This window comes from Caulobacter sp. ErkDOM-E, assembly GCF_048541895.1.
In the GTDB taxonomy this organism is placed as follows: domain Bacteria; phylum Pseudomonadota; class Alphaproteobacteria; order Caulobacterales; family Caulobacteraceae; genus Caulobacter.
Genome location: NZ_CP183331.1, coordinates 3,380,327 through 3,404,577, shown reverse-complemented (window position 1 = coordinate 3,404,577; position 24,251 = coordinate 3,380,327). Strand labels below are relative to the sequence as shown.

General features: G+C 65.4%; 19 protein-coding genes. 11 read left to right on the top strand and 8 right to left on the bottom strand.

Annotated features, from left to right (window positions below; all coding sequences use genetic code 11):
* The first annotated feature begins 23 nt into the window (after positions 1-23).
* The 8 genes from ACN2C7_RS16665 to ACN2C7_RS16630 all read left to right on the top strand — a co-directional run bounded on the left by ACN2C7_RS16665 (position 24) and on the right by ACN2C7_RS16630 (position 10,786).
* On the top strand, positions 24-470 hold the full coding sequence (locus ACN2C7_RS16665) for a very short patch repair endonuclease (protein ID WP_419318404.1): 447 nt from the start codon (positions 24-26) through the stop codon (positions 468-470).
* A 191-nt stretch (positions 471-661) separates the two neighbouring features.
* A complete protein-coding gene (locus ACN2C7_RS16660) occupies positions 662-2,173 on the top strand; it encodes an ATP-binding protein (RefSeq protein WP_419318402.1) in 1,512 nt (503 codons plus the stop codon).
* A complete protein-coding gene (locus tag ACN2C7_RS16655) occupies positions 2,166-4,838 on the top strand; it encodes a Z1 domain-containing protein (protein ID WP_419318399.1) in 2,673 nt (890 codons plus the stop codon). The genes ACN2C7_RS16660 and ACN2C7_RS16655 overlap by 8 nt, the downstream gene beginning before the upstream one ends.
* Positions 4,835-5,806: a PD-(D/E)XK motif protein gene (locus ACN2C7_RS16650; RefSeq protein WP_419318397.1), complete on the top strand. Its 972-nt coding sequence runs from the start codon at positions 4,835-4,837 to the stop codon at positions 5,804-5,806. Before ACN2C7_RS16655 ends, ACN2C7_RS16650 begins: the two co-directional genes overlap by 4 nt.
* Positions 5,806-7,899, top strand: a complete 2,094-nt coding sequence (locus tag ACN2C7_RS16645; RefSeq protein ID WP_419318395.1) for an AIPR family protein — start codon at positions 5,806-5,808, stop codon at positions 7,897-7,899. The genes ACN2C7_RS16650 and ACN2C7_RS16645 overlap by 1 nt, the downstream gene beginning before the upstream one ends.
* A gap of 576 nt (positions 7,900-8,475) precedes the next feature.
* Positions 8,476-9,102, top strand: coding sequence for a recombinase family protein (locus ACN2C7_RS16640; protein WP_419321487.1), 627 nt, complete (start codon positions 8,476-8,478; stop codon positions 9,100-9,102).
* Positions 9,103-9,226: 124 nt separating this feature from the next.
* Positions 9,227-9,379 (top strand): hypothetical protein, encoded by a 153-nt coding sequence (locus ACN2C7_RS16635; protein WP_419318393.1) that lies wholly within the window; start codon positions 9,227-9,229, stop codon positions 9,377-9,379.
* Positions 9,380-9,574: 195 nt separating this feature from the next.
* Positions 9,575-10,786: an OmpA family protein gene (locus tag ACN2C7_RS16630; RefSeq protein ID WP_419318391.1), complete on the top strand. Its 1,212-nt coding sequence runs from the start codon at positions 9,575-9,577 to the stop codon at positions 10,784-10,786.
* A gap of 271 nt (positions 10,787-11,057) precedes the next feature.
* On the opposite strand, the gene mnmD is transcribed toward ACN2C7_RS16630, so the two are convergent.
* The 3 genes from mnmD to motA form a co-directional block, all read right to left on the bottom strand.
* Positions 11,058-12,845, bottom strand: a complete 1,788-nt coding sequence (gene mnmD, locus ACN2C7_RS16625; protein WP_419318389.1) for a tRNA (5-methylaminomethyl-2-thiouridine)(34)-methyltransferase MnmD — start codon at positions 12,843-12,845, stop codon at positions 11,058-11,060.
* 100 nt (positions 12,846-12,945) lie between these two features.
* Positions 12,946-13,284, bottom strand: a complete 339-nt coding sequence (locus ACN2C7_RS16620; RefSeq protein ID WP_419318387.1) for a hypothetical protein — start codon at positions 13,282-13,284, stop codon at positions 12,946-12,948.
* Positions 13,285-13,431: 147 nt separating this feature from the next.
* Complete coding sequence (motA, locus tag ACN2C7_RS16615; RefSeq protein ID WP_419318385.1) at positions 13,432-14,301, bottom strand: flagellar motor stator protein MotA; 870 nt, start codon at positions 14,299-14,301, stop codon at positions 13,432-13,434.
* 121 nt (positions 14,302-14,422) lie between these two features.
* Here motA and ACN2C7_RS16610 point away from each other — a divergent pair, with 121 nt between their 5' ends.
* Positions 14,423-15,733 carry an MFS transporter gene (locus ACN2C7_RS16610; RefSeq protein WP_419318383.1) on the top strand — a complete coding sequence of 437 codons (1,311 nt, stop codon included), beginning with the start codon at positions 14,423-14,425 and terminating at the stop codon, positions 15,731-15,733.
* A 59-nt stretch (positions 15,734-15,792) separates the two neighbouring features.
* Here ACN2C7_RS16610 and ACN2C7_RS16605 read toward each other — a convergent pair whose 3' ends face one another.
* Positions 15,793-16,434 (bottom strand): helix-turn-helix domain-containing protein, encoded by a 642-nt coding sequence (locus ACN2C7_RS16605; protein ID WP_419318381.1) that lies wholly within the window; start codon positions 16,432-16,434, stop codon positions 15,793-15,795.
* A 114-nt stretch (positions 16,435-16,548) separates the two neighbouring features.
* Here ACN2C7_RS16605 and ACN2C7_RS16600 point away from each other — a divergent pair, with 114 nt between their 5' ends.
* A complete protein-coding gene (locus ACN2C7_RS16600) occupies positions 16,549-16,974 on the top strand; it encodes a nucleoside transporter (protein WP_419318379.1) in 426 nt (141 codons plus the stop codon).
* On the opposite strand, the gene fixJ is transcribed toward ACN2C7_RS16600, so the two are convergent.
* The 4 genes from fixJ to cydD all read right to left on the bottom strand — a co-directional run bounded on the left by fixJ (position 16,971) and on the right by cydD (position 22,560).
* Positions 16,971-17,573, bottom strand: a complete 603-nt coding sequence (gene fixJ / locus ACN2C7_RS16595) for a response regulator FixJ (RefSeq protein WP_419318377.1) — start codon at positions 17,571-17,573, stop codon at positions 16,971-16,973. The two genes, ACN2C7_RS16600 and fixJ, sit on opposite strands and share 4 nt — an antisense overlap.
* Positions 17,574-17,581: 8 nt before the next feature.
* Positions 17,582-19,051, bottom strand: coding sequence for a PAS domain S-box protein (locus ACN2C7_RS16590; RefSeq protein WP_419318375.1), 1,470 nt, complete (start codon positions 19,049-19,051; stop codon positions 17,582-17,584).
* Between the two features lie 261 nt (positions 19,052-19,312).
* On the bottom strand, positions 19,313-20,911 hold the full coding sequence (locus ACN2C7_RS16585) for an amino acid ABC transporter ATP-binding/permease protein (RefSeq protein ID WP_419318373.1): 1,599 nt from the start codon (positions 20,909-20,911) through the stop codon (positions 19,313-19,315).
* Positions 20,908-22,560, bottom strand: a complete 1,653-nt coding sequence (gene cydD, locus ACN2C7_RS16580) for a thiol reductant ABC exporter subunit CydD (RefSeq protein ID WP_419318371.1) — start codon at positions 22,558-22,560, stop codon at positions 20,908-20,910. The genes ACN2C7_RS16585 and cydD overlap by 4 nt, the downstream gene beginning before the upstream one ends.
* Positions 22,561-22,683: 123 nt before the next feature.
* Between cydD and ACN2C7_RS16575 the strand changes: the two genes are divergently transcribed.
* The gene (locus ACN2C7_RS16575; RefSeq protein ID WP_419318369.1) at positions 22,684-24,243 is read left to right on the top strand and encodes a cytochrome ubiquinol oxidase subunit I; all 1,560 of its coding nucleotides are present in this window, start codon (positions 22,684-22,686) and stop codon (positions 24,241-24,243) included.
* Positions 24,244-24,251 lie beyond the last annotated feature (8 nt).

The following is a 24,251-nucleotide window of genomic DNA, read 5'->3' as shown; positions in this document are numbered from 1 at the left end:
GAAATGTCAGGAACTTAAGTCTCGTGGCTGATGTAGTCGATGCGGCAACACGCTCAAGGATGATGGCCTCGATCCGAGGTCGAGACACCAAGCCGGAAATGCTGCTCCGTCGCACGCTTCACAGGAACGGATTTCGCTTTCGGTTGCACCGCAAGGATTTGCCAGGCCGCCCAGACATCGTTCTTCCAAGTCGAAAGATCGCGATCTTCGTCCACGGATGCTTTTGGCATCGACATGAGAATTGTCGCTTCGCGACCACGCCATCCACCAGGCCGGATTTCTGGCAGAGAAAATTTGAGGGCAACGCCGAGCGCGATGCCCGGGCAGAAACTCAGTTGCTGGCGAACGGCTGGCGAGTCGCCACGATATGGGAGTGCTCGCTTGCAGCGGGGCATGTGGAAAAGACTGTCGAAGCACTGATCGGCTGGTTCGATTTGGCCGCCATACGCTTTGAAACAGCGCCACTTTAAACATCCCCCCCGAAACGCCCTCCGGTTGATGCTGGCGCGCAGCGCCACCGCATGACAACCTGACACCAAGTGCTTGCGTCCCATGTTGTCGTAGCGCTGCATAACAGTTTGGGAGCGGGGGCTACCCATGTCGCTGATTAAATCGGCGATAACCGATGCAACTTATGCATGAGGCCCTCGGGGGAGGCGTTGTGATCGACAAGGCGCAAGGTGAAAACGAGCACAGGGCAGCACCGAGTGCCGCCTCGCTCATCGAGGCCATGCGCGACATTGGCTACTCATTGGAAACGGCGCTCGCCGACGTGATCGACAATTCGATCAGCGCGGGCGCGACGACCGTCTCAATCAGCTACGACACCAGTTCCTCCTCTCCTTACCTCTCAATCGTGGACGATGGCGACGGCATGACCAAAGCCGAGCTGCTGGCCGCATTGCGGCCAGGCAGCCAGAGCCCGCGTGACGCGCGAGGGAGCCGAGATCTTGGCCGATTTGGCCTCGGATTGAAGACCGCCTCCTTCTCGCAGGCTCGTTGCCTTACGGTCGTGACCAGACAGGGTGGCGAAACCTCGGCGGCTCGCTGGGACCTCGACTTCGTTGTTGAGCGTGACGACTGGATTCTCCAGTTGCCACCGACTTTCGATCCGCTCGCTGTTGCCGGTGTTGCTGGCTTGGCGAACAAGGGAACCGCTGTGGTCTGGCAGAAGCTGGATCGGCTCGTAGATGCAACGAGCGGTGCATCGAACGCTGATCATATGCTCGACCGCCTGGATAGCGCACGGCGGCACCTTGAATTGGTTTTCCATCGCTTTCTGCAAGGCGAGAAGGGCCTGCCCAAGGTGCGGATCCTGATGAATGGTCGGGACCTCACGCCCTTCGATCCGTTCCACACGAAGTCGCCCGCGACACAGCGCTTACCGGTCGAGACCATTCGGGTGGCGGGCCAAGTCGTCCAGGTCGAAGGGTTTGTCCTGCCGCACCACAACAAGGTCAGCCTGCAAGATTGGGAGCGTTATGCGGGTGAAGGTGGCTACCTGAAGAACCAGGGTTTTTACGTCTATCGTGGAGGCCGCCTGATCATCCATGGAACCTGGTTCCGCCTCGCCCGGCAGAGTGAACTGACCAAGTTGGCGCGGGTCAGGATCGACATGCCGAACGGCTTGGACTCCTTCTGGAAGATCGATGTGAGAAAGGCGTCCGCCCAGCCACCCTATGTGGTGCGGGAGAGACTTCGCGCTCTGATCAACGAGATTGCCAATCCATCGAAGCGTGTCTTCACCGCGAAGGGGCATGTCGCTACGGCCGACAGCAAGTCCACGCTCTGGCATCGCCGCGTGGACAAGGGGCACGTCTCCTACGAGATCAATCGCGACCATCCCTTGCTGGCTCACATCTCGGATGAACTAACCGACCAGCAGGCCTCCGATCTTGAGACGTTTCTGAAGACCGTGGAGCGCGCGTTTCCCGTCGATGCCGTGTTCTCGGATACGGCATCTGATCCAAAGGCGCTCAAACCCGCAGCCCTGCCTCAAGATGACCTGGAAACACTGGTGCGGCTGACTGTGCAGGTGCTCCGCGCGCAGGGCGCGACGCTGGAGACCGTCCTTGGTGATCTGCACCGGGCCGAGCCTTATTGCTCCAGTTGGACTGCGGTTGAGCCCCTCATCAAGAATGCCTTCCAAGGAAGCGAGCCCGTCGATGTCTGACGCCTACGAGATGCTACTAACCGTGGTCCGCCCCTTGATTGCGAAGGCAGGCGCCCCAACGCCCGAGAACATCCGGGCGACGATAAATCAGTTTCGCGTCATCCCGACATTCAGCGTCTCCGACGATGACGCTGAGCGCCTTGCGAAGGAAATCGAGAGCCAACTCGACATCCACATGACGCTCGGCTCGGCAGTGCAGGATGAGACGGTCACGGAGTGGTATCCCGCTGCCAAGGCGGGCATCGAGCCCTACTACTGGGATCGCTATCGGCTGCTGATGCAGGAGCGCAACTTCGCGCCCCAGGTGCTGGCCACCTTGGACGAGGCCACGGATCGTATTGCCGGACTGCTTGAAGATCCGAGGAAATCTGGCGAATGGGATCGCCGAGGCATGGTGGTAGGTCACGTTCAGTCGGGCAAGACCGCGAACTATACCGGCTTGATCTGCAAGGCCGCAGACGCTGGCTACAAACTGATCGTCGTCATCGCGGGCATCCACAACAACCTGCGAAATCAGACCCAACAGCGTATTGATGAAGGCTTTGTGGGTCGCGACAGCGGCAAGCCCAACAAGCCCTTCATTGGCGTCTCCCGCTTTGCATCCGCCAAGACACCGATCACCCTGACGAATGCGACGAGCGACTTCAACACGAAGATCGCCGAGGCCGCAGGCATGGACATTGGGGCGCTGAATGTGCCGCTTGTGCTCGTCATAAAGAAAAACATGCACACGCTGCGAAACCTTACGGAATGGCTTCGCGCGCACAACACCGGCTGGACTAAATCTCTCGTAGATTATCCCATGCTCTTGATTGACGACGAAGCTGACAATGCGTCGATCAACACGTCGGGAAATCCAGACGAGGCCACGAAGATAAACAAATTGATTCGTGGGCTATTAAATCTTTTCAATAGAAAATGCTACGTCGGCTACACGGCTACTCCTTTTGCCAACATCTTCATTGATCCAGATAACGACGATGAGATGTTGCAGGGCGATCTTTTCCCCAAGAATTTTATCGTGACACTCGATCCGCCGAATAATTATTTTGGCGCGTCTCGTATCTTTCAGGAGGAAGAAGGGGGAGAATTCCTCCGACCGATCACCGACAACGCCGATCACCTTCCGCTTGTTCACAAGCAGTCCTTGGCTGTCACCGGCCTTCCCGAAAGCCTCATGGAGGCTGTTCGCGTATTTGTACTGGCGCGTGCGCTGCGGGTCCTCCGTGGGCAGGGCTCCAAGCACACGAGCATGCTGGTCAATGCCTCTCGCTTTACCGCCGTGCAGAAGCAACTCCGAAACCTCATTCACGATTATCTGGACAGGGTAGTTCGAGCCATCCGTCACGACGGCGCCAAGTCCGAGGCGGACGCTTTGCGGAACGAACACCTTCAGGATCTCCGACAGTCCTGGGAGCGTGAATACCGGAGCCTCGGCGTTTCCTGGGCGCAGATCCAAGGCGTCCTGCTTGAGGCGGCCGCACCCATCCAGGTGGTCGAGGTCAACAGCAGCTCCTCGGGAAGTCTGGCCTACGACGCCTACCCAGACACAGGACTTCAGGTCATCGCCGTTGGCGGGTTCAGCCTCTCGCGTGGCCTTACGCTGGAGGGGCTGACCGTGAGTTACTTCCTGCGAAATTCAATGATGTACGACACCCTGCTCCAGATGGGACGCTGGTTCGGTTATCGGCCAGGATACGAGGACCTCTGCCGCATCTGGATGCCGCCGGAAGCGCGCGGCTGGTACGAACACGTCAGCGAATCCATTGAAGAGCTGCGCGACGAACTTCGCCGTATGGAACAGGCGAAGATGACACCCGCTCAATTCGGGTTGCGGGTCAGAGCGCACCCGGACACCTTGATCGTCACCGCGAAGAACAAGATGAGGACGGCTCAGTCCGTACCAGTGGTCATTGGCCTCTCGGGGCGGTTCATCGAGACCTATGCCCTCTATTCTGATCGAGCGCGGACCGACGCAAATCGGATGGCAGCGGTCGCACTGATTGACCGCTTGCAGGAGATCACGGGCTCCGACGGCCAAAATGCTGATTGGCAAGATCGTCACCGGCTATGGCAGGGGGTGGATTACGCCTTGGTCCATGACTTCATCCGGGCCTTCAAAAACAACGACCGGAGCATCGCCACGCAGTCCGAACCCGTTGCCGCCTTCATCAACGAGGTAGCGAAAACCGGAGCAAAAAATTGGGACGTAGCGATCGTTGGCGTGAGTGAAACTTCCGCCCCCACAGATCCCGACCTTTCAGTACGCTGCCAAAGTCGCGCAGGAGTTCTGGAGACTGCGCACAAGGATCTGGTGCTTGTCGGGACGAGAAACCGCGTGTCCTCGCGGGGAGTGGAAGCCATCGGATTGTCGGAGGAGCAGCGCCAAAGTGTGAAGGAAGACGCACGCGCTCGTGGCGTTAAGAACCTCCCCGATTTCGAATACCGAAAGGCCCGGCAACGTCCCCTGCTGGTGATTCAACCCGTCAATCTCACCAAGGGAGAAGCTGGGGATTCGATGTTCGAGTTGCCGTTGATAACCTGGGGTATCAGCTTCCCCCAAGCCGAGGGAAGCCCGCCGACGGTCAAGTATGCCGTCAACGGATTGTGGTGGAAGCAGTACATCGGGGACGACGATCGCGACGAGGAACTGGACCAAGAATGACAGCCGATCCTTGGTCAAGCATTGGTCGCGCGCAGGATGGAATGCTGCTGAGGCGTGTCGATCCATCACACGCTGCGGATTTTTTCTGGGCGCGTGATGCAGGAGGGCGTTGCGCTCTCGTGTTGGTTACGCCTGAAGCAACCCAGGTCGATGACGCTCGTCCTGAACTCAATGGCATCGAGATCGTCGAGGCGCCTGACCAAGACGGCAAGCATGCGTTTGTCCTCGTGCTGCGGCGCGAGGAGGACCGCGAGCTTTTCAGGAAGCTCTGCGATGACATCGTTGATGCCTGCCGAGGATTATCGGGGCCTCAAGCCTTTCTGACGGCCACCATTAGAAGGGCGTGGAAATGGCATAGCCTGTTGCGTGGTGCGACTCGCCCGCGCCTGGGACCCGAAGAGCAACAGGGCTTGATCGGCGAGCTGCTGTTCCTGGAAAGGCTTGCATCGACACTGACGCCGAAGACGGCGCTCGAAGCGTGGCGAGGGCCGTTGGGTGAACCAAAGGATTTCGCGTTTGGTGGCCGAGCGGTCGAGGTCAAGTCAAGGCACATAGGCAAGGATGCAATCAAGGTGTCCTCGGAGCACCAGCTTCAGCTTGTCGAAGGGCAAGACCTATTCCTGCTGGTACACGCGCTCACGCCTACGGCCCCGGAAACTGCCTCCGCATTCACGCTGGACATGCTTGTCGAGCGTGTGAGGAAGGCCCTGTGCGCGGCAGATCCCTCGTCTGAAGAAGGCTTTGAAGCGCGCCTTCTGAGCGTCGGCTACTCGGTTGACCACGATTATGGCGACGCATGGTGGTCGGCCATTTCCACGTCGGCGTTCCGCGTCAATGAGAGCTTCCCAAGGCTGGAGGCAAGCAGCCTGCCGACGGGCGTTTCCAATGTGAGCTATTGGCTCGCGCTGAATATCTGCGCTCCATTTGAGGTCGCAGACATCGACATTCTCAGCACGGAGAAGGCGTGATGGCCGACACCATCGAGGAGTTTCACGAAGACTTCTTCAATGAAGTTCGGGCTCACGCCGACGCCGCAGGGCGCTTCTTGGAGACCGCCTTCCTCGAACAATACGGCGAATGGCTGATCGACGCCGGTGAAATCGCCACCTTGGACATTTCACAATACGCTACAAGAACTGCAGCAGGGGCGGTGCGAGATAGGGTCGATGCCTACGGCGGCGATCCCAATGATGCAGAGGGCGTTCTGTCGCTCGCGATTTCTGATTTCAATCAGGACCCCGCAATCGCACCGCTTTCTCAGAGAGATGTGGCGTCCGCGTTCAAGAAACTTGAGCAGTTCCTGACCAAGGCTCTTGAGCCAGGATTCAGGGAGCAGCTCGAAGAGTCGTCTCCTGGCTACGGCCTTGCTGAACTCATTAGCGCCAGAAAGCTCGGCATCAACCGAGTGCGGCTTTTCCTGATCAGCAACAGAAATCTCGCCGCTTCATTCAAGGGGATCGAGGCCTCGATCACCGCTGGGATCCCGGTCACATACAATGTGTGGGACGTCGGCCGCCTTCATCGACTGGTCTCGTCGGGGCGCGGCAAGGAAGACATCCAGATCGATTTCGAGGAGCAGTTCGGAGAGTTGCTGCCCTGCCTTCCAGCGCACGTCGGCGGTGACGGCTACGAGGCCTACCTATCAGTCGTGCCGGGGCAGTTGCTCTCGCGGATCTACGACCAGTGGGGCGCCAGGCTGCTGGAACAGAATGTCCGCTCATTCTTGCAGGCGCGCGGCGGGGTTAACAAGGGGATCCGCAACACCATCCTGAACGACCCATCGATGTTCTTCGCCTACAACAATGGGGTGACGGCGACCGCCGAGGAGGTGGAGACCGTCATTGAGAACGGAACGACCTATATCCGCCGCCTGACAAACCTGCAGATAGTCAACGGTGGACAGACCACGGCGTCGATCTTCTCGGCGAGCAAGAAGGACAAGGCGGACCTTTCTCGCATCTTTGTTCAGATGAAATTGTCGGTCGTCGATCCCGCTCGTGCGACCGAGGTCGTTCCAAAGATCTCGGAATTTGCCAACAGCCAGAACCGCGTCAACGCCGCCGATTTCTTCGCAAACCATCCCTTCCATATTCGGATGGAGGAGTTTTCGAGGCGTATCTGGGCGCCAGCGGCTGACGGCTCGTTCCGACAGACCAAGTGGTTCTATGAGCGCGCGAGAGGCTCCTATGCGGACGCTCGCGCCTATCTCACCGTCGCGCAGCGGAAGCGTTTCGACGAGGAATTCCCGAAGGTGCAGAGCTTCGCCAAGACCGACTTGGCGAAGTTTGAAATGGCATGGGAGGAGTGTCCCTTCCTGGTCAGCAAGGGCGCGCAGCACACCTTCGCCGAGTACGCTCGATTGATGGGGAAACGTTGGGAGAAGGACAGCGACTCCGTAAACGAATTCTACTTCCGCAGCGTGGTCGCCAAGGCGATCGTGTTCCGAGGGCTGGAGCGGAACATCAGCGAACAGCAATGGTACAAGGACGAGGGAGGGTATCGCGCCCAACTGGTCGCCTACACCATCGCCAAGCTGGATCAACTCATCAAGGCCAGGGAATGCGTTCTCGACTTTGATGCGATCTGGAAGGCTCAGGCCATCCCCGTCGAATTGGCGCGCACCATGCTCGACATTGCCGCCACGATCCGATCAGCGGTGACGCAACCAGGCTCGACAGTCGCGAACGTCACTGAATGGGCAAAGAAGCAAGCCTGCTGGGCCAGGGTGCAGGACGTGGCGTTTGCATTGCCAGAGGACATCGAAGGCCTGCTCCTGGATCGCCACGCGAAACGTGCCGTGGCGAAGGATGCCAAGAAGGCCCAGAAGATGGACAACGGCATCGAGGCTCAAGCGCGCGTCCTGCAACTCGGACCAGCACTGTGGAAGAGCGCGGCCTTGTTCGCCGCCAAGCACAAGCTGCTCAGCCTGAGTGACCATTCCCTTCTGGCGGTCGCGGGCAAGCCGGGCAGCTTTCCGAACGAGAAGCAAAGCCTCCGGTTAGTGGCGGCTTTGGGGGAATTGGAAGAGCGAGGCTTTCAGAAGGAACAGGCTATCAGCTAACCCATTGGGAGGCTTGGTTGTCGCGTGTTGACCCGACATGGCGTTGTGGTTTCGAGTTCGAGGGGTTGAGGAGGCGAAGCTGTTCGCCCCCATCGTCCTGACTGCTTGTCCTGACGATTGCGCGCCCGACGCTTGGGTGATGGTCGAACGGAGGTGAGGTGATTTCCCCTTCACTTATCTCGTTCCTTTATAGACTCAGTAAGGAGGGAGACATCCGTAGGGGTTTCCGACGACAACGGGCGCGCAGATCGGCGCGCAACCGTTCATCCAAACCTCCCGAATGTCCCGCTGTTGGCGCCCAGAAAGTCTTGTCGGAACAAGGGGGCGATCATCAGCCCCTAGCGTTCCTCCGATAATCCCTGTGCAGGAACGACTGAACCGCCAGGTTGGTGATGTGACTCAATCAGATGCTTTCCAGCACGCGATTCCGAGGGCGCCAGATCGAGGCCCGGCAACGGATTCTAGCCGCCGTTTATAGAGGGGGTTTTGTCACGCGGTCGGAAGCGACCGTTGGCTTGCCCCCCCGCCGAGCCATGAGCATCTGATCCAGCCCACCAATCACCACGGAGAACCCGCCTGAAGCGCGCCGCCCTGTACGTCCGTGTCTCGACCGATCAGCAGACCGTCGAGAACCAGCTTCTCATCCTCAACGAAGTCGCCGCCCGGTCGGGCTGGACCATCGTCCAGACCTTCGCCGACGAGGGCATCAGCGGGGCCAAAGGCAGGGACAAGCGGCCGGGCTTCGACGCCCTCCTAAAGGCCGTGGCGCGACGCGAGGTGGAAATCGTAGCGTCGTGGTCGGTGGACCGACTGGGACGCTCTCTGAGCGATCTGGTGGCCTTCCTGAGCGATGTGCGTGGCCAAGGCTGCGACCTCTATCTGCACCAGCAGGCCATCGACACGAGCACGCCGTCCGGTCGGATGCTCTTCCAGATGTTGGGCGTCTTCGCCGAGTTCGAGCGGGCGATCATCACCAGCCGCATCATCGCCGGGCAGGAACGCTCGCGCGCGAAGGGCACGCGCTTCGGCCGCCCGCCGGTTGCGCCGATCCGTCTCGATAGGGTCAGGAAAGCCCTCTCTGACGGCATGTCGATCCGGGCGGTCGCCAAAGCTACCGGCGTGTCCACGGCCACCGTCATGCGGACGAAACGGTCCATGCAGACGGTCGAAGAGGACCGTGGCCAGCCCGTCGCGTCGGCGTGATCCAGATTTAACGGCCGTTAAATCCGGCGCACAGGCATGGTGCCGCCGCCAACATCGTTGACCTCGCATCGTTCGGATCGGCAGCCTGACGGCCAATCCGCACCCGAGTCTAGGAGGTCCAAACATGGCCGACGACGCCATCAACAACGCTGCCGTAGAGACGGTGGAGGACGGTCTGGGTGGACCGTTGGGCGACCGTGAGAAAGCCCACCCAATCGGCCCTGTCGCGTCCACCATTCCCTTCCTAAATTTCTTCCTCCGGGACGCCTCAGCTTGAAGCGTTCCAGTCGACGCGTTTGAACTTGGTCAGCGGCCTCCGCTCGCTCCGCTCTGCGTCGATGTTCCGGGGCCGGATGCTTCGGTTTCTCGAAATGTGGCCATTAGGACACATACGAAATCCCCGCTGCTGCGTTTGTCCTGTCGGGTCCGCCTCCGGGTCGGCCCCATGACAATTCCAGCGAGGGTGCAAACCATGAGATTCCAATTGTTGGCCGGCGTCGCGGTGGTCGCGCTTTGCGCCGCCACGAGCGCGTCAGCCCAAAGCGCGACGAGCGGTTGGTACGTTGCCGGCGACGCCGGCTACCACATGCCGAACGACGTCAAGGCGACGTCGTCCAAGGGTTACAACTGGGACTTCTCCCAGAAGGAAGACTGGGCGGCCTTTGGTCGTCTGGGCTACAAGTTCACCCCCAACTGGCGCGTTGAAGCCGAGTACGGCTATCGCGGCGCCGATATCGACGGCGTTCGTGGTTCGGGACTTTCCGGCGCTCAGCCGATCGGTCTCTGCACCGCCGGCCCGATCCGCACCGCGGCGTCGCCCGCCTGCGGCGAGCCGAACGGCGAGATGAAGGCCACCACCCTGATGGCCAATGTCATCTATGACTTCATGCCGGAGTCCAGTCTCCATCCGTTCATCGGCGCCGGCGCCGGCGCGGCCTGGGTGCACAACAAGGTCTATGGTCAGCTGAGCGGCGTTCCGGCCGGCGGCGCGCCGTTCCAGAATGTCAGCTTCGACGACGTTGATCAGGCCTTCGCCTATCAGGGTCTGCTGGGCCTGGCCTGGGACTTCGCCCCCAACTGGAGCATGGACCTGACCGGCCGCTATCTGGCCACCAAGGACCTCAAGTGGGGTCAGGTGACGCAGAACGCCGGTCCGGGCGTCGGTTCGATCACCGACACGGGCATCTATGAAGGCAAGTACAAGGACACCTCGGTGACCTTGGGCGTGCGCTACACCTTCGGCGCGCCGCCGGCCCCGCCGGCTCCTCCGCCCCCGCCCCCGATGGCTCCCCCGGCTCCCCCGCCCGAGCCGCCGGCTCCTCCGCCCCCGCCGCCGGCTCCGGTCTATGAAGCCCGCGAGTTCATGGTCTACTTCCCGTTCGATCAGTACGTGCTGACGCCGGAAGCCCAGGCTGTGGTCCAGCAGGCGGCTGACTATGCCCGGAACGGTTCGGCCACCAAGCTGACGATCACCGGTCACACCGATACGTCGGGTTCGGATCGCTACAACGCCCGTCTGTCGGAACGCCGCGCCAAGGCCGTCGCTGATGGCCTGGTGGGTCTGGGCGTCGTCGCCACGACCCTGGCCGTCGACTGGAAGGGCGAAAGCGCTCCGGCCGTCGCCACCGGTGATGGTGTCAAGGAACCTCTGAACCGTCGTTCGACGATCTCGATCAACTTCTAGGTTCGACGTCAGACAACAGGATGGGGGCTCGACCGAAAGGTCGGGCCCTTTTTCTTTGGCGGCAGACCCAAACGAAAGACGCTCCCGATGGGGCGTCGGGAGCGTCGCCGTCGGCAGCCTGGAGGGCTAGCAAGCCGCCGGCATGGGCCAACTGGGGGGAGTCGGCCGCATGTCCTGGGGCGCCGTTTCAGAGGCGGACGCCCTTCGTCAGCACGAACTGGGCCGACAAAAGCTCGATCACGCAGACCCAAGGGTCCAATTCCGAGCTCCACTATAGGCAGGCTCTCGCCACGGGCGAGTCAAAACGCTCCGGTTCGACCAACCGCGACAATTCGCGCGGGAGGGGCGATGGCGCGCCGATTGCCGCAGCCACAATATGCTCGGCCAGCAAGGGGGCCAGACAGAACCCTCGCGCGCCCAGGCCGCCCAGGACGAACAGTCCGTCGGACAAGCGACCCGCCAGCGGCAGGTGGTCGGCTGTGGTCACGCGCGTTGCGGCGCGTCCCGACAGCGGCGCCCCATCCAGCTGGGCCGCCAGCGCCGGCAGGCCCTTGGCCAGGGTCTCCAGATTGCGCAGGTGATCCTCGGGCCGCTCGTCTGTGTCCAGCACGTCGCGGTCATGGGTGGCCCCGAACAGCACGCCCTCCCGGGTGGGTATGGCATAGCCGCCGAACGCCGCCGGAGCCTGGCTATGGCCCTCGGCCAGGGGCGTCCAGCTGGCCTGGCCGCGCACGGGGCGATGGCGCAGGCCGGGCAAAAGGCCGCCCAGCCCCGCGCCAGCCGCGACCACGACCAGGTCGGCGCGCAGGATCTCGGCCCCCTCGGCATCCAGCAGGCGCCAGCCGTCGGCGTCGCGAACCACGGCATGCACCCGCGCGGCGAGGGTCTGGCCCCGCCAGGCGTCCAGGATCACGCGCGGTTCGACCACAAGCGCCTTTGTCATGGCCAGGGCGGCGCCGGCGGGTTCGCCCAGACGTTCGGACGCCGAGGCCAGCAGGGTCATCGATCCAGGCTCGAAGATCTCCTGCCCCGCGATCACGGCGAAGCGGTCGGCGACCTGCTGGGTCTGGGCCAGTTGCAGCACGCCGCGCGCGATCACCGCGCCGGGCTGGGCTTCATAGAGCTGGACCGCGCGGGCGAAGGCCTGGGCGGGGAATGCGGCGCGCGGGCCGCCGCCGGCGTCGAGAGCGGGGGTGACGAGGGCGGCGGGGTTGCCCGAGGCCGGCGCTTCGCCGGCGTCGACGATCGTGGGAACCAGGCCTTGCGATGCGGCCGCGCGGGCCAGGGCGGCGGCGGCGATCCCGCCGCCGATGATCGCCAGGCTGGTGGGGCGGGGTAGAGCGGGCGGCTCGCCCGGCAGCCAGGCTTCCAGCCGATCCTTCTTGCGGCCAAAGCCGGGGCGCTTGGCGATTTCGAAGCCGGCCGCCTGCAGGCCGCGCCGCACCGCGCCGGCCACGGTGAAGGTGGCGGCCCGCGCGCCGGGGGCCGAGCGGGCGGCGACGGCGGCCAGGATGTCCTCGCTCCACATCGCCGGATTGAGGGCCGGCGAAAAGCCGTCCAGGAACCAGGCGTCGGCGGCGCCGTCCCAGCTGTCCAGCGCCTGGCGCACGTCCATGACCGCCAGATCCAGGGTGGCGCGGAAGCCCGGCAGGTCCACGCGGTGAAAGCCCCGCGCCTGGCCCGGCCAGTGGTCGAGCAGGACCTGGGCGGCCTCGCCCAGCTCGGGCCAGACGGCCAGGGCGCGGGCGGCGTCTTCGCGCGAGATCGGATGGGCCTCGATCGAGAAGATGTGCAGCTGCGCCTGCGCTGGGGCTTCACGCCGCCACAGATCCAGCAGGGCGGCGATGTTGAGGCCCGTGCCAAAGCCCAGCTCGCCGACGACCAGCCGGTCACGCCCCGCGAAGTTTTCCGGCATGCCGCAGCCGGTCAGGAACACGGCCCGGGTCTCGGCCAGACCATCGGCGCTGGAGAAATAGACATCGCCATAGAGCCGCGAGCGCGGCAGGCCGTCGTCGTTCCAGACGAGGGGCGAGGCGTCTTGCGGGGCGGGGTCGATCATGGCGCGTTAGAGCCGTCCCGGCCGTGAGCCTGTCAAGACGCCACGAAAAAGGGGCCGCCCGGTCAGGCGGCCCCTTCGATCGGCAGGCTCAAAAAGTCGCTTAGTGGGCGGCTTTTTTCTCTTCAGGCGCATGGGCCGGCTGGGCCGGTTCCTTGGCGGCGGAGGCCGGGGCCTCGGCGGCGGTCGCGCCCGTGGCGGCGACCGTGTCATCCTCGGTCATCGGCGCGGCGGCGGCGTCGGCGGCGGCCTTGTTGGCGTCGGCGGCGGCCTGGTCCTTGGCGGTGGCGGCGTCGGTCACCGTGCTGGCGCCGGCAGCGGCAGCCTCGGCGGCGGCGGTCGAGGCCTCGCCGCCCTCTTCCTTCTTGCCGCAGGCGGCGAGCGAGAGAGCCGATGCGGCAACGCTGGCGATCAGAAGCGTGCGAAGAACGGTGGTGCTCATGGGAAATCCCTTGCGGCTGTTGGTCAGGCGGGTCGCGCGCGCTTGTGCGCTAGGTCTGTCCTTCGAAGGGAATACCGGTTCGAACGGGCGCGCAAGCGTGACTTCACGCGGCCGTGATTACTTCGATGACAGACTCGATACGTCCGATCAGGCTTCGTTGGGGATCTGCGCCAGGGCCTCTTCCAGCTCCAGGAAGCTGGGCTGGGCGGTGCTGGGCACGTTGCCGCGGCCGATTTCGACCGAGATCTGGGCGGCGTTGCCGTGCAGGTGGGCGACCAGGACGGCCTGGATGATCCTGTAGAAGGCCGCGTCCTCGTCGATCACACCCGCCAGGCGGGTGGCCATCGGGCCGACCAGGCCATAGGCCATGAACACGCCCATGAAGGTGCCGACCAGCGCGCCGCCGATCATGCCGCCCAGAACGGCCGGCGGCTCGGTGATCGAGCCCATGGTCTTGATGACGCCCAGCACGGCGGCGACGATACCCAGAGCCGGAAGGCCGTCCGAAAGATTGGTCAGGGCGTGGGCCGGGCCGTGGGCTTCGTGATGGTGCTTTTCGAGCTGCTTCTCCATCGCGTCTTCGACCTGGTGGGGATCTTCCAGGTTCATGGTCATCATCCGCAGGGTGTCGCAGATGAAGTCGACGGCGAAGTGGTCCTTGGCGATCTTGGGATAGCGCGAAAAGATCGAGCTTTCGTGCGGCTTTTCGATGTGGCTTTCCAGGGCGATCACGCCCTTGGATTTCATCGTCTTAGTCAGCAGGAACAGCAGGGCCAGAAGGTCGCGATAGTCGGAGGCTTTCCACTTGGGACCGCCGAAGATCTTGCCGAAGGCTGGGCCCGTGCCCTTGATCACCGTCATCGAGTTGGCGATCAGGTAGGCGGCGACGCCGGCCCCGCCGATGGCCATCAGTTCGTGCGGAGCGGCGTGAAGGATCACGTCCATCTTGCCGCCCGAGATCAGGTAGCTGCCAAACACCAGGGCGAAGAGCAGGACGATGCCGATGATCTGGAACATGACGGAAGACCGACCCCGAGAATTGATGCGGCATCATCGCGGTTAATGATTAAGCCAAGGTTCCCGCGGGCGGGCCCGTGGTCAGTTGCACGCCGGTGGCGAGCAGCCTAACAGTCGTTTGATGTCTACCGCCGAACAAGAAACCCGAAGCAACCGGGGCGCTTTCGCGATCCTCTTCGGCGTGTCCGTGGTTTCGGCCATGGGCAACAGCGGCATGTGGTCGGTGTTGCCGGCCATCGGGCGGGAGATCGGCATTCCCGACGTGCTGGTGGCGGCGATCTTCTCGCTGTCGGCCGTCCTGTGGGCGATCAGCTCGCCGTTCTGGGCCCGGCAGTCGGACCTGCATGGCCGCAAGCCCCTGATCCTGCTGGGTCTGGTCGGCTTTAGCGTGTCCATGACCCTGTGCGCCATCGTGGTCAGCGCCGGCCTGCATCACATGGTCGCGCCCATGGTGATCTTTGTTCTGTTCCTGATGGCGCGGGCCTTGTTTGGTCTGTTCGGCTCTGCGTCCAATCCCGCCACCCAGGCCTATATGGCTGAGCGCACCAGTCGCGAGGAGCGCACCCAGAGCATGGCCACGCTGGCCGGGGCCTTTGGCCTGGGCACGGTGGTCGGGCCGCTGCTGGCGCCGCTGTTCGTCCTGCCGGTGGTGGGACTGGCGGGGCCGATGTTCGCCTTCGCCATCCTGGCCGGGATCATGGTGGTCGTCGTTCAGCGCGGTCTGCCCGAAACCTTCAAGCCCGGTCACGGCGAAGCGCCACCGCGCAGGGGCTTTGGCCTTTCGTTCAAGGGCGAGGGGGCGGCCCTGTGGAAGGATCCGCGCCTCAAGCCCTTCCTGATCTATGGCTTCCTGGTGGCCTCGTGCCAGACCGCCCAGTCCCAGACCCTGGGCTTCCTGATCATCGACAAGCTGCAACTGCCGCCCATGCAGGCCCAGGGCTATATCACCCTGGCCATGGCGGCCGGGGCGGTCGCCGGACTGCTGGCTCAATGGGGCCTGATCCGGATGTTCGCCATGCGGCCGCGCGACCTGATGCGCTGGGGCGTGGCGGCGGCGGCGGTGGGCAATGTGATCGTGGCTTTCGCGCCGGACTACGCCGCCGTGGCCATCGGGTTCGCCATCGCCAATCTGGGCTACGGTTTCGCCCGGCCGGGCTTTACGGCCGGGGCCTCGCTGTCGGTTGGCGCCAAGGACCAAGCCGGCGCCGCCGGGGCGATCGCCGCGATCAACGGGCTCAACGTCGTGTTCGGTCCGCTGTTTGTGATGCTGTACCGCTGGATCGGCTGGGGGCCGTTCGTGCTCAATGCGGTCATACTGCTGGGCCTGCTGGTCTATGCCCTGCGCCAGGCGGCCTTGCGCAAGGTCAGCGACGCCGATCCGCAGGAAGAGGCCACCCTGGCCAGCCTGGAACGCAGCGACGAGGGCAGCTGAAGCCTTTTTGAGCGAAGTGGGCTCCGGTTCGCGTGAAGAAAATGCGTCAAAACAACAGCCTAGCTGGCCAGCCGCCGCAAGGCCACGCCATCGCGCAGTACGATGTGGCGCGTGGTCGGGATGGCGATGACGCCATCGCCCTGCAACTGGGTCAGGGTGCGCGACACCGTCTCGATGGTCAGGCCCAGATAGTCGGCCATGTCCTGTCGCGACATCGGGATGTCCAACTCATCACCGCCGGTGCGATCGGCCAGATCGACCAGCAGGCCGACCACCCGTTCGCGCGCTGACTTGCGGCCCAGCATCAAGACGTGGTCCTGACTGCGTTGCAGGCCCTCGACGGTCAGGCGAAACAGCACCCGGGCCACCTCAGGCCGCTGCGCGGCCAGCTGGCTGAGCGCGCCGCGCCGCACCATCCGCACCGTGGTTTCGGTCATGGCCTCGGCGGCTACCCGATGCAGGTCGCCGGCCTCGAGGCCGAAATAGTCGCCGGCGAAGTGGAACTCGTCGATCTGCCGCCGTCCATCGCGCAGGGTCCGGCAGGTGCGAACCGAGCCGGAAATGACCTGATAGACATGGTCGGCCGTCTCGCCCTCGCCGAAGATCTCCTCATCGCGCGCATGGCGAAGGCAGGGGCCGGTGAAGCCGAACGGGGCGGAGGTCGGAGCCGGAGTTACGGACTGGGGAAGCGGAGAGAGCATGTGGCGGTCCCTTGTTGGGTGTCGTTCTGGAACGCGCGAGACGCAGGGTAAATTCGGGTGCGACGCCTAAGGGACGCTACTTAAGCGCGTCTGCGGAGCGTCTCGGGGCCCAGCTTGAGCTCGATCAAGGCAAAGCCCGAGCGGGCGTGCGCCTATGGCGTCATGTGCGGTGTTTCCAACGCCCTGGATGGCGAGCGCGCCCGGCGCCCCCTGATTGTGGTTCTCGATGAAGACGAGGCCCTGCGAGAGGCCCTGCGCTTTTCACTGGAGACCGAGGGCTATCGGGTCAGCGTCTTTGGCGCGGCCCAGGCGCTGCTGGCCTGCTGGAGCCGTCTGGACGCCGCCTGTTTCGTGCTGGACGAGCCGGCCTGCGATGCGCGCCTGCGCGACCTGGTGCTCCGGCGACGCCCGCCGGTGGTCCTGATGTCGGGGGGGCAGACGCGCCGCCAGCCGGCCTGGGCCAAGGTCCGGGTCGTGGAAAAGCCGCTGATGACCGACGCGCTCAGCCAGCAGATCGCGGCGGCGCTCGCGGTAGACTAACCCCGAACCGCCAGTGTCATCCGCACCAGGGCGGCCAGGTTGTCGGCGTGCATCTTGGTCATCAGCTTGGCGCGATAGATCTCGACGGTGCGGGGACTGATCCCCAGCTCACGGGCGATGACCTTGTTGGGATGGCCGGCGACGACGCCGTCCAGCACCTGACGTTCGCGCTCCGACAGGGTTTCCAGCCGATGCAGGATCTCGGCCTGGTCGTCCGACATGGACGGCGATTCCAGGGCGTTCATGGCCCGCTTCAGGGCGTCCAGGATGCGGCTTTCGGAGAACGGCTTTTCGATGAAGTCGACCACGCCCGACCGCATGGCCTCGACCGCCATGGGGATGTCGCCGTGGCCGGTGATCATGATCACCGGCATGCGCGCATTCAGCGCCGCCAGCCGGGCGACCAACTCCTGACCGCTCATTTCGGGCATGCGCACGTCGGTGATCACGCAGCCGGGCCGGGCGGTGGGCAGGGCGTCCAGGAAGGCCGGCGCGCTGGCATAGGCGACCACCTGGAAGTCGGCGGACTCCAGCAGGAAGGCCAGGGACTCCCGGGCGCTTTCATCGTCATCGACCACGTAGACAGTGGCTTCAATCATGGGGGGCGTCAGTCATGGATGTCGTCCTCCTGGTCGGCCGGTGGCAGGGTGAAGCGGAAGATGGTTCCGCCGCCCGGATTGGGCTCGGCCCAGATCCGCCCGCCGTGCGCCTCAATGATCGAGCGCGAGATGGAAAGCCCAACGCCCATACCCTGGGGCTTGGTGGTCATGAAAGGCTGGAAAAGCTTTTCGCGCACCGCGTCGGTGATTCCGACGCCGCTGTCGGCGACGCTGACCCGGGCCCAGCCCTCCTCGGTCAGGTCGCTGGCGATGACCAGTTCGCGGCGCGGCAGGCTTTCCATAGCGTCGATGCCGTTGCGGATCAGGTTCAGCAGCACCTGCTGGATCTGCACCCGGTCGGCGAACACCTGATCGGCCTGGGCGTCCAGCGAAAGGCGCACATCGACCTGACGTTCCTTTTCGCCGATCAGGGCCAGGGCGCTGGCCTCCTCGACCAGCTTGGACAGGCTCTCGACCTCGCGCTCGCTGGCGCCGCGCCGCACGAAGTCGCGCATCTTGTGGATCACATCGCCGGCGCGCAGGGCCTGGGCGGCGGCGCGGTCGATGGCGTCGCGCACCTTGGCCTGATCGGCGGGGCGGCCGCGATCCATCAGCCGGCGCGAACCGGTCAGCAGGTTGGCGATGGCCGATAGCGGCTGGTTCAGCTCGTGGGCCAGGGCCGAGGCCATTTCGCCCACCGCCGTCAGGCGCGAGACGTGGACCAGCTCATTCTGCAGCTCCTGCAGGCGGGTCTCGGTCTGCTGGCGATCGGTCAGGTCGCGGATGAAGCCCGTGAACGAGGGGCGGGGACCCTTGGTCTCGCCGACCGCCAACTCCATCGGAAAGGTCGAGCCATCCCTGCGCTCGCCCACCACCACGCGACCCACGCCGATGATCCGCTTCTCGCCGGTCTGGGTGTAGCGGTGCAGAAAGCCATTGTGGGCCTGACGGTGGGGGCCCGGCATCAGCAGGTTGACGTTCTGGCCGATGGCCTCGGCGGCCGTCCAGCCGAACAGGCGCTCGGCGGCGGGGCTGAACGAGGTCATCATCCCCTCACGGTCGATCACCACCACGGCGTCGGGCACGGTGTCGAGGATCGACTGCAGGTGGGCGTTGGTCGCCGCCGCCCGCCGCCGCGCCGCGTGGAACCAGCCGCCGCCGATGGCCATGCCCATGCCGACAATCAGGAAGATCACGCTGCTCAGCGCCCCGACCAGGGTCGGTGCGTCGTCCTGGGTCACCAGCCCGACCGCCACGCTGGCGCAGACCGTGGCGAACAGGCCGCAGATCAGTCCGCCCAGGGCCGCGCTGACCAGGACGGCGGGAATGAACAGCAGGAAGGACGAGGCCGCCGTGAACGCCTCGCCCAGCGACAGCCGCAGCACGAGGGTCGCCGCAATCGCCACGGCGGCCACGATATAGGGGCCGGGGCGCGGGTCGCTGAACAGGGGATAGGGGGTCGGCCGGACCGCCTTCATGTCGTGTCTCTGTCGCGCGGGAAGCGCCTTTGGTCCTTATAGCCGAGGGGCGGATCTTCGCGAGGCGTCTTCGCCAGCCGGCCGCTCCGGGCCTTTGATCGAGGTCAAGGCGTGCGGCCCGCGCTCCGGCGACGTTGGCGATTTCAGGACAGGGAGAGCCTTCATGTCTGACGGACAAATCGCATATCTTTCACTGGTCGTCGTCGCGTTCACGACCTTCGCCGTGGTTTTGCTTGGCGTCTATATCCACGCCAATCGGGACTAGGACTGAGGGGCTGACAGGTTCAGCGTCCGCCCACAGATCGCCAGCGGCGCGGGCCGGTGGCTGACCAGCACCACGCCCTGGCCTGTGCGGTCCAGCCGCGCGGCCAGCCGGTCCAGCACCACGGCCTCTGTGGCGGCGTCCAGCCCCTCGGTCGGCTCGTCCAGTAACAGCCACGGCGCGGGTCGCAGGAGGGCGCGGGCCAGGGACAGTCGCCGCCGTTCGCCGCCCGAGAGGCGTTCGCCATTGTCGCCCAGCCAGGCGTTCAGCCCGGCCGGCGCCGAGCGGATGCGCTCGTCCAGGGCGGCGTCGCGCAGGGCTTCCCACATCTCATCGTTAGACACGTCCGGCGCGGCCAGTCGCAGGTTGTCGGCCACCGTGCCGGCGATCAGGGCCGCGTCCTGAGGCGCCAGGGCGAAGGCCGCGCGGACTGCCGAAGGGGCGAGATCGGCCAGATCCGCGCCGCCCAGCCTGATGGTTCCGGGCGCGCAGGGGCGCAGGGCCACCAGGCGTTCAAGCAGGGTCGTCTTGCCGGCGCCCGACGGCCCGGTGATCGCGATGCGGTCTCCCGGTGCGAAGTCCTGGTCCAGCAGTCGCAGGCCGGGCGTCGACAGGCTGGGCGCGGCCGCCGCCATCGGCGCGTATTGCAGCACGGCGTCCAGCCGGTCGGCCGCCTGATTGGCGGCGCCATCCTGGTCGAAGGCGGCGGCCAGGCCGGCGACGCCCTCTATGGCCATGGCGGCCGCCAGACCCGCCAGCGCCGCCAGCGCAGGGCCGGCCGGGACGGCCAGGACCACGGCGATGACGACCGCCAGACCCAGGATCGCGGCCTGCGAGAAGGCGATCCAGCCCCGGGCCCGGGCGGCGCGCAGTCGGGCATGGTCCACGGCCTCACCCTGCGTCGCCAGAATCTCGCCGGCCCAGGTTTCCAGGCCATAGGCGCGAAGTTCGGGCGCGGCGGCGGACAGACTGGCGGCGACGTCCTTCAGCGCGCCCATGCGGGTCTGGATGTCCCGACCGGCGGGGGCGGAGAAGCAGCGGGCCAGGGCGCGGGCCAACAGGATCGCGGCGGCGGCTGACAGCAGGATCGCAAGGGCCGTCGTCCAGCCCGACAGTGCGCCCAGCGCCACCCCCGCGGCGACGGCGGCGCCTGCGCCCCAAGGGGCCGACAGCCGCACGAACCTTGTCTCGACCGCGTCGACATCCTGCACCAGCCGGGCCGAAGCCTCGCCGCCGGAAAGGGCCAGGGCGGCGGCGGGCGGGGCGGCGGCGAGCGCGGAAAACAGCACGGGCCGGATCGCGGCGAGTGATCGAAGGGCGGCCGCGTGGGCGCTGAGGCGTTCGCCATAGCGCGCGCCGGTGCGCAGGATGGCCAGCAGTCGGATGGCGGCGCTGGGCAGCAGCACATTGAAGGCCTGGGCGCTGGCCAGGCCCGCCAGTCCCGCCAGGGCGGAGGCGGTGATGAACCAGCCCGACAGTCCCAGCAGCAGGGTGGAGGAACCCCCAACCACGGCGGCGCAGGCGGCGGCCAGCATCAGGCCTTCGGCGTGCCGGCGGCGCTGGGCGCGGATCAGGGCCTGAAGCGGCGAGGCGCTCATGTCAGTCTCACCACATGGTCGGCCAGGTCGGCGACGGCCTGCGAGTGCGTGGCGATCAGGGTGGTGCGACCCACGGCGGCCTCGCGGAGGTCGGCCAGCAGGTCGGCCTCGGCGGCGGCGTCGAGATTGGCGGTGGGCTCGTCCATCAGCAGGATCGGCGCGGGCTTGAGGATGGCGCGGGCCAGGGACAGCCGCCGGCGCTCGCCGCCCGACAGTCCGCCGCCGCGTTCATCCAGCCAGGCGTCCAGGCCGCCGGCCCGCATGGCCAGGGCGCCGGCCAGGCCGACGCGCTGGGCGGCGGCTTCGATCTGCTGGCGGGTCGCGTCGCGGTGGGCCAGGGCGATGTTATCGGCTATGGAGCCCGGCGTGATCAGCGGATGCTGACCGGCCCAGGCGATCTGGCCCGACAGCGCGCCGAGCTCGGCCAGGGGGCGGCCGTCGATCAGCACCGCGCCGGCGCTTAACGGCGCCAGGTCGAGCAGCAGGTTCAGCAGCGAGGTCTTGCCCGAGCCGCTGGGACCCAGCAGGGCGACGATCCTGCCTGCCGGGACCTCCAGGTTGAAGTCTCGCAACGCCGGCGCGTCAGCTTCGGGATAGTGGACGCTCACACCGCTGAACCGGATCACGGGCGGCGCGGTCAGGATCGGCGCGGCCGGGCGAGGCTGCGGACAGGGCAGGGCGATCAGGCTGGCGGTCGCGGCCTCAGCGGCCTGACGGTCGTGATAGGCGGCGGCCAGGCGGCGCATGGGCAGATAGACCTCCGGCGCCAGGGCCAGCACGAAGAAGGCGCGCTTGAGGTCCAGCTGCTCCGGAACCGGGAAGGGCAGGAGGCGCAGCAGGTTGAAGCCGCAATAGACCGCCACCAGCGCCACAGACAGGGCGGCGAAGAATTCCAGTGCGCCCGACGAGAAGAAGGCTACCCGCAGGACGCGGATGGTGCGGGTCGCCAGCTCGTCGGCGGAGCGGGCCAGGTCGCGCGTGATCCGGCTCTCCGCCTGGAAGGCCAGCACCACGGGCAGGGCGCGCACCCGGTCGAGGAACAGGCCCGACAGACGCTCCAGCGCCACGAACTGGGCGCGGGATTCGGCGGCGGCCGCCGTGCCCGCCAGGGCCATGGCGATGATGAAGGGAACCAGGGCCCCCAGCAGAATGCCGGCGGCGATCGGGCTGGCGATGGCGGCGACGGCGATCAGGGCCAGCGGCGTGGCGGCCGCCGCGAACCGGGCCGGGAGGAAACGTGAGACATGGCCGTCCAGCGCCTCGACCCCTTCGACCAGGGCGGTGGTCGCATCCCCGCTCGACATCGCGCCGCCAGGCTTGCGGGCCATCAGGGCGGTGGCGGCATCGCTGCGGGCGGCGGTCTTGACCAGGGCGGCGGCCCTGGCGCCGGCTTCACCGGCCAGCTTGGCCATGACACCGCGTGCGATCATGGCGACGGCCAGCAGGGCCAGCCATCCCTGGAAGTCGCGCCCGGTGGCCAGGGCATCGACGGCGCAGGCCAGTGCCGCAGCGAAGGCGGTCGCCGCCGCCCCATCCAGCAGGACCAGAGCGCGCGCGCGGCGCAGGGGGGCTGCGCCGGCCCTTGCGAGGTCCTTCAATCTTGTCGCGACCTGGGAGGGGCCAGCGATAAGCGCTGGACGAGCTTGCATGGGTTCAGTGTAGTTTGCCGGCGACCGCCGGCCTTGATCTGGATCAAGGTCTGCGCGGCCGGACCGGCCTAGGGCAGTGCTCTCGGTCGGCGCGATCATTCGCCGTCCGTTTCGGAGCTGTGTATGGACCCCGCCGTCGTCGATCTCTCGAGGCTGCAGTTCGCGCTGACCGCGCTGTACCACTTCCTGTTCGTGCCTCTGACCTTGGGGCTCTCGTTCATGCTCGTCATCATGGAGAGCATCTACGTGATGACCAAGCGTCCAATCTGGCGAACCGTCACGCGGTTCTGGGCCGGGTTGTTCGGTATCAACTTCGTCCTGGGCGTGGCTACGGGCCTGACCATGGAATTCCAGTTCGGCATGAACTGGTCCTACTACTCACATTATGTCGGCGATATCTTCGGTGCGCCGCTGGCGATCGAGGGCCTGATGGCCTTCTTCCTGGAAGCCACCTTCGTCGGCCTGATGTTCTTCGGCTGGGACAAGCTGTCCCGCGTGGGCCATCTGTTCGTGACCTTCATGGTCGCCATCGGCACCAACTTCTCGGCCCTCTGGATACTGGTCGCCAACGGCTGGATGCAAAATCCCGTGGGCGCGGCGTTCAATTCCGACACCATGCGCATGGAGGTCACCGACTTCCGCGCGGTGCTGTTCAACCCGGTGGCCCAGGCCAAGTTCGTCCATACCGTCAGCGCGGGCTACACCATCGCCGCCGTCTTCGTGCTGGGGGTCTCGGCCTGGTACCTGCTGAAGGGCAAGCACATCGGCGTCGCCAAGCGCTCGATGACGGTCGCCGCCGCCTTCGGCCTGGCCTCGTCCCTGTCGGTCGTCGTGCTGGGCGACGAGAGCGGCTACGCCCTGACCGACAACCAGAAAATGAAGCTGGCCGCGCTGGAGGCCATGTGGGAGACCGAACCTGCCCCGGCCGGCCTGACCGCCTTTGGCATTCCCAGCCTCAAGGACCGCCAGACCCACTACGAGGTCAAGATTCCCTATGTGCTGGGCCTGATCGCCACGCGCAGCATCGACACGCCGGTGGCGGGCATCTTCGAGCTGGTCGCCACCGCCGAGGACCGTATCGAGTCCGGTGTCGTCGCCTATGGCGCGGTCGAAGCGCTGAAGGTCAATCCCAAGGACATGGCCGCCCGCGCCACCTTTGAGCTGCATCGCCGCGACCTGGGTTATGGCCTGCTGCTCAAGCGCTATGTCTCCGATCCGCGCATGGCCGACGCCGCGACCATCAGGAAGGCCTCGTGGGACACCGTGCCCAATGTGCCGGTGATGTTCTGGGCGTTCCGGATCATGGCGGGCACGGGCCTGCTGATGATCGCCCTGTTCGCCACCGCCTTCGTGCTGGTCACCCTGCGCAAGCACCAGAGCAAATGGTTCCTGGTCCTGGCCGTCTGCGCCATCCCGCTGCCCTGGATCGCCACCGAGCTGGGCTGGATCCTGGCCGAAGTCGGTCGCCAGCCCTGGGCGGTGGAGGGCGTGTTGCCCACCTTCCTGGGCGCCTCCAGCCTGAGCGTCGCCCAGCTGTGGACCACCATCATCGCCTTCACCCTGCTGTACGGCGCCCTGGCGGTGGTCGAGGTCGGGCTGATCCTGCGTCACATCAAGAAGGGCCCCTTCGCCGAGCAGGAGGCGTTCGCCGCTTCCTCCGCCGGCGAACCGGCCGTCGCCTGAGGAATGAC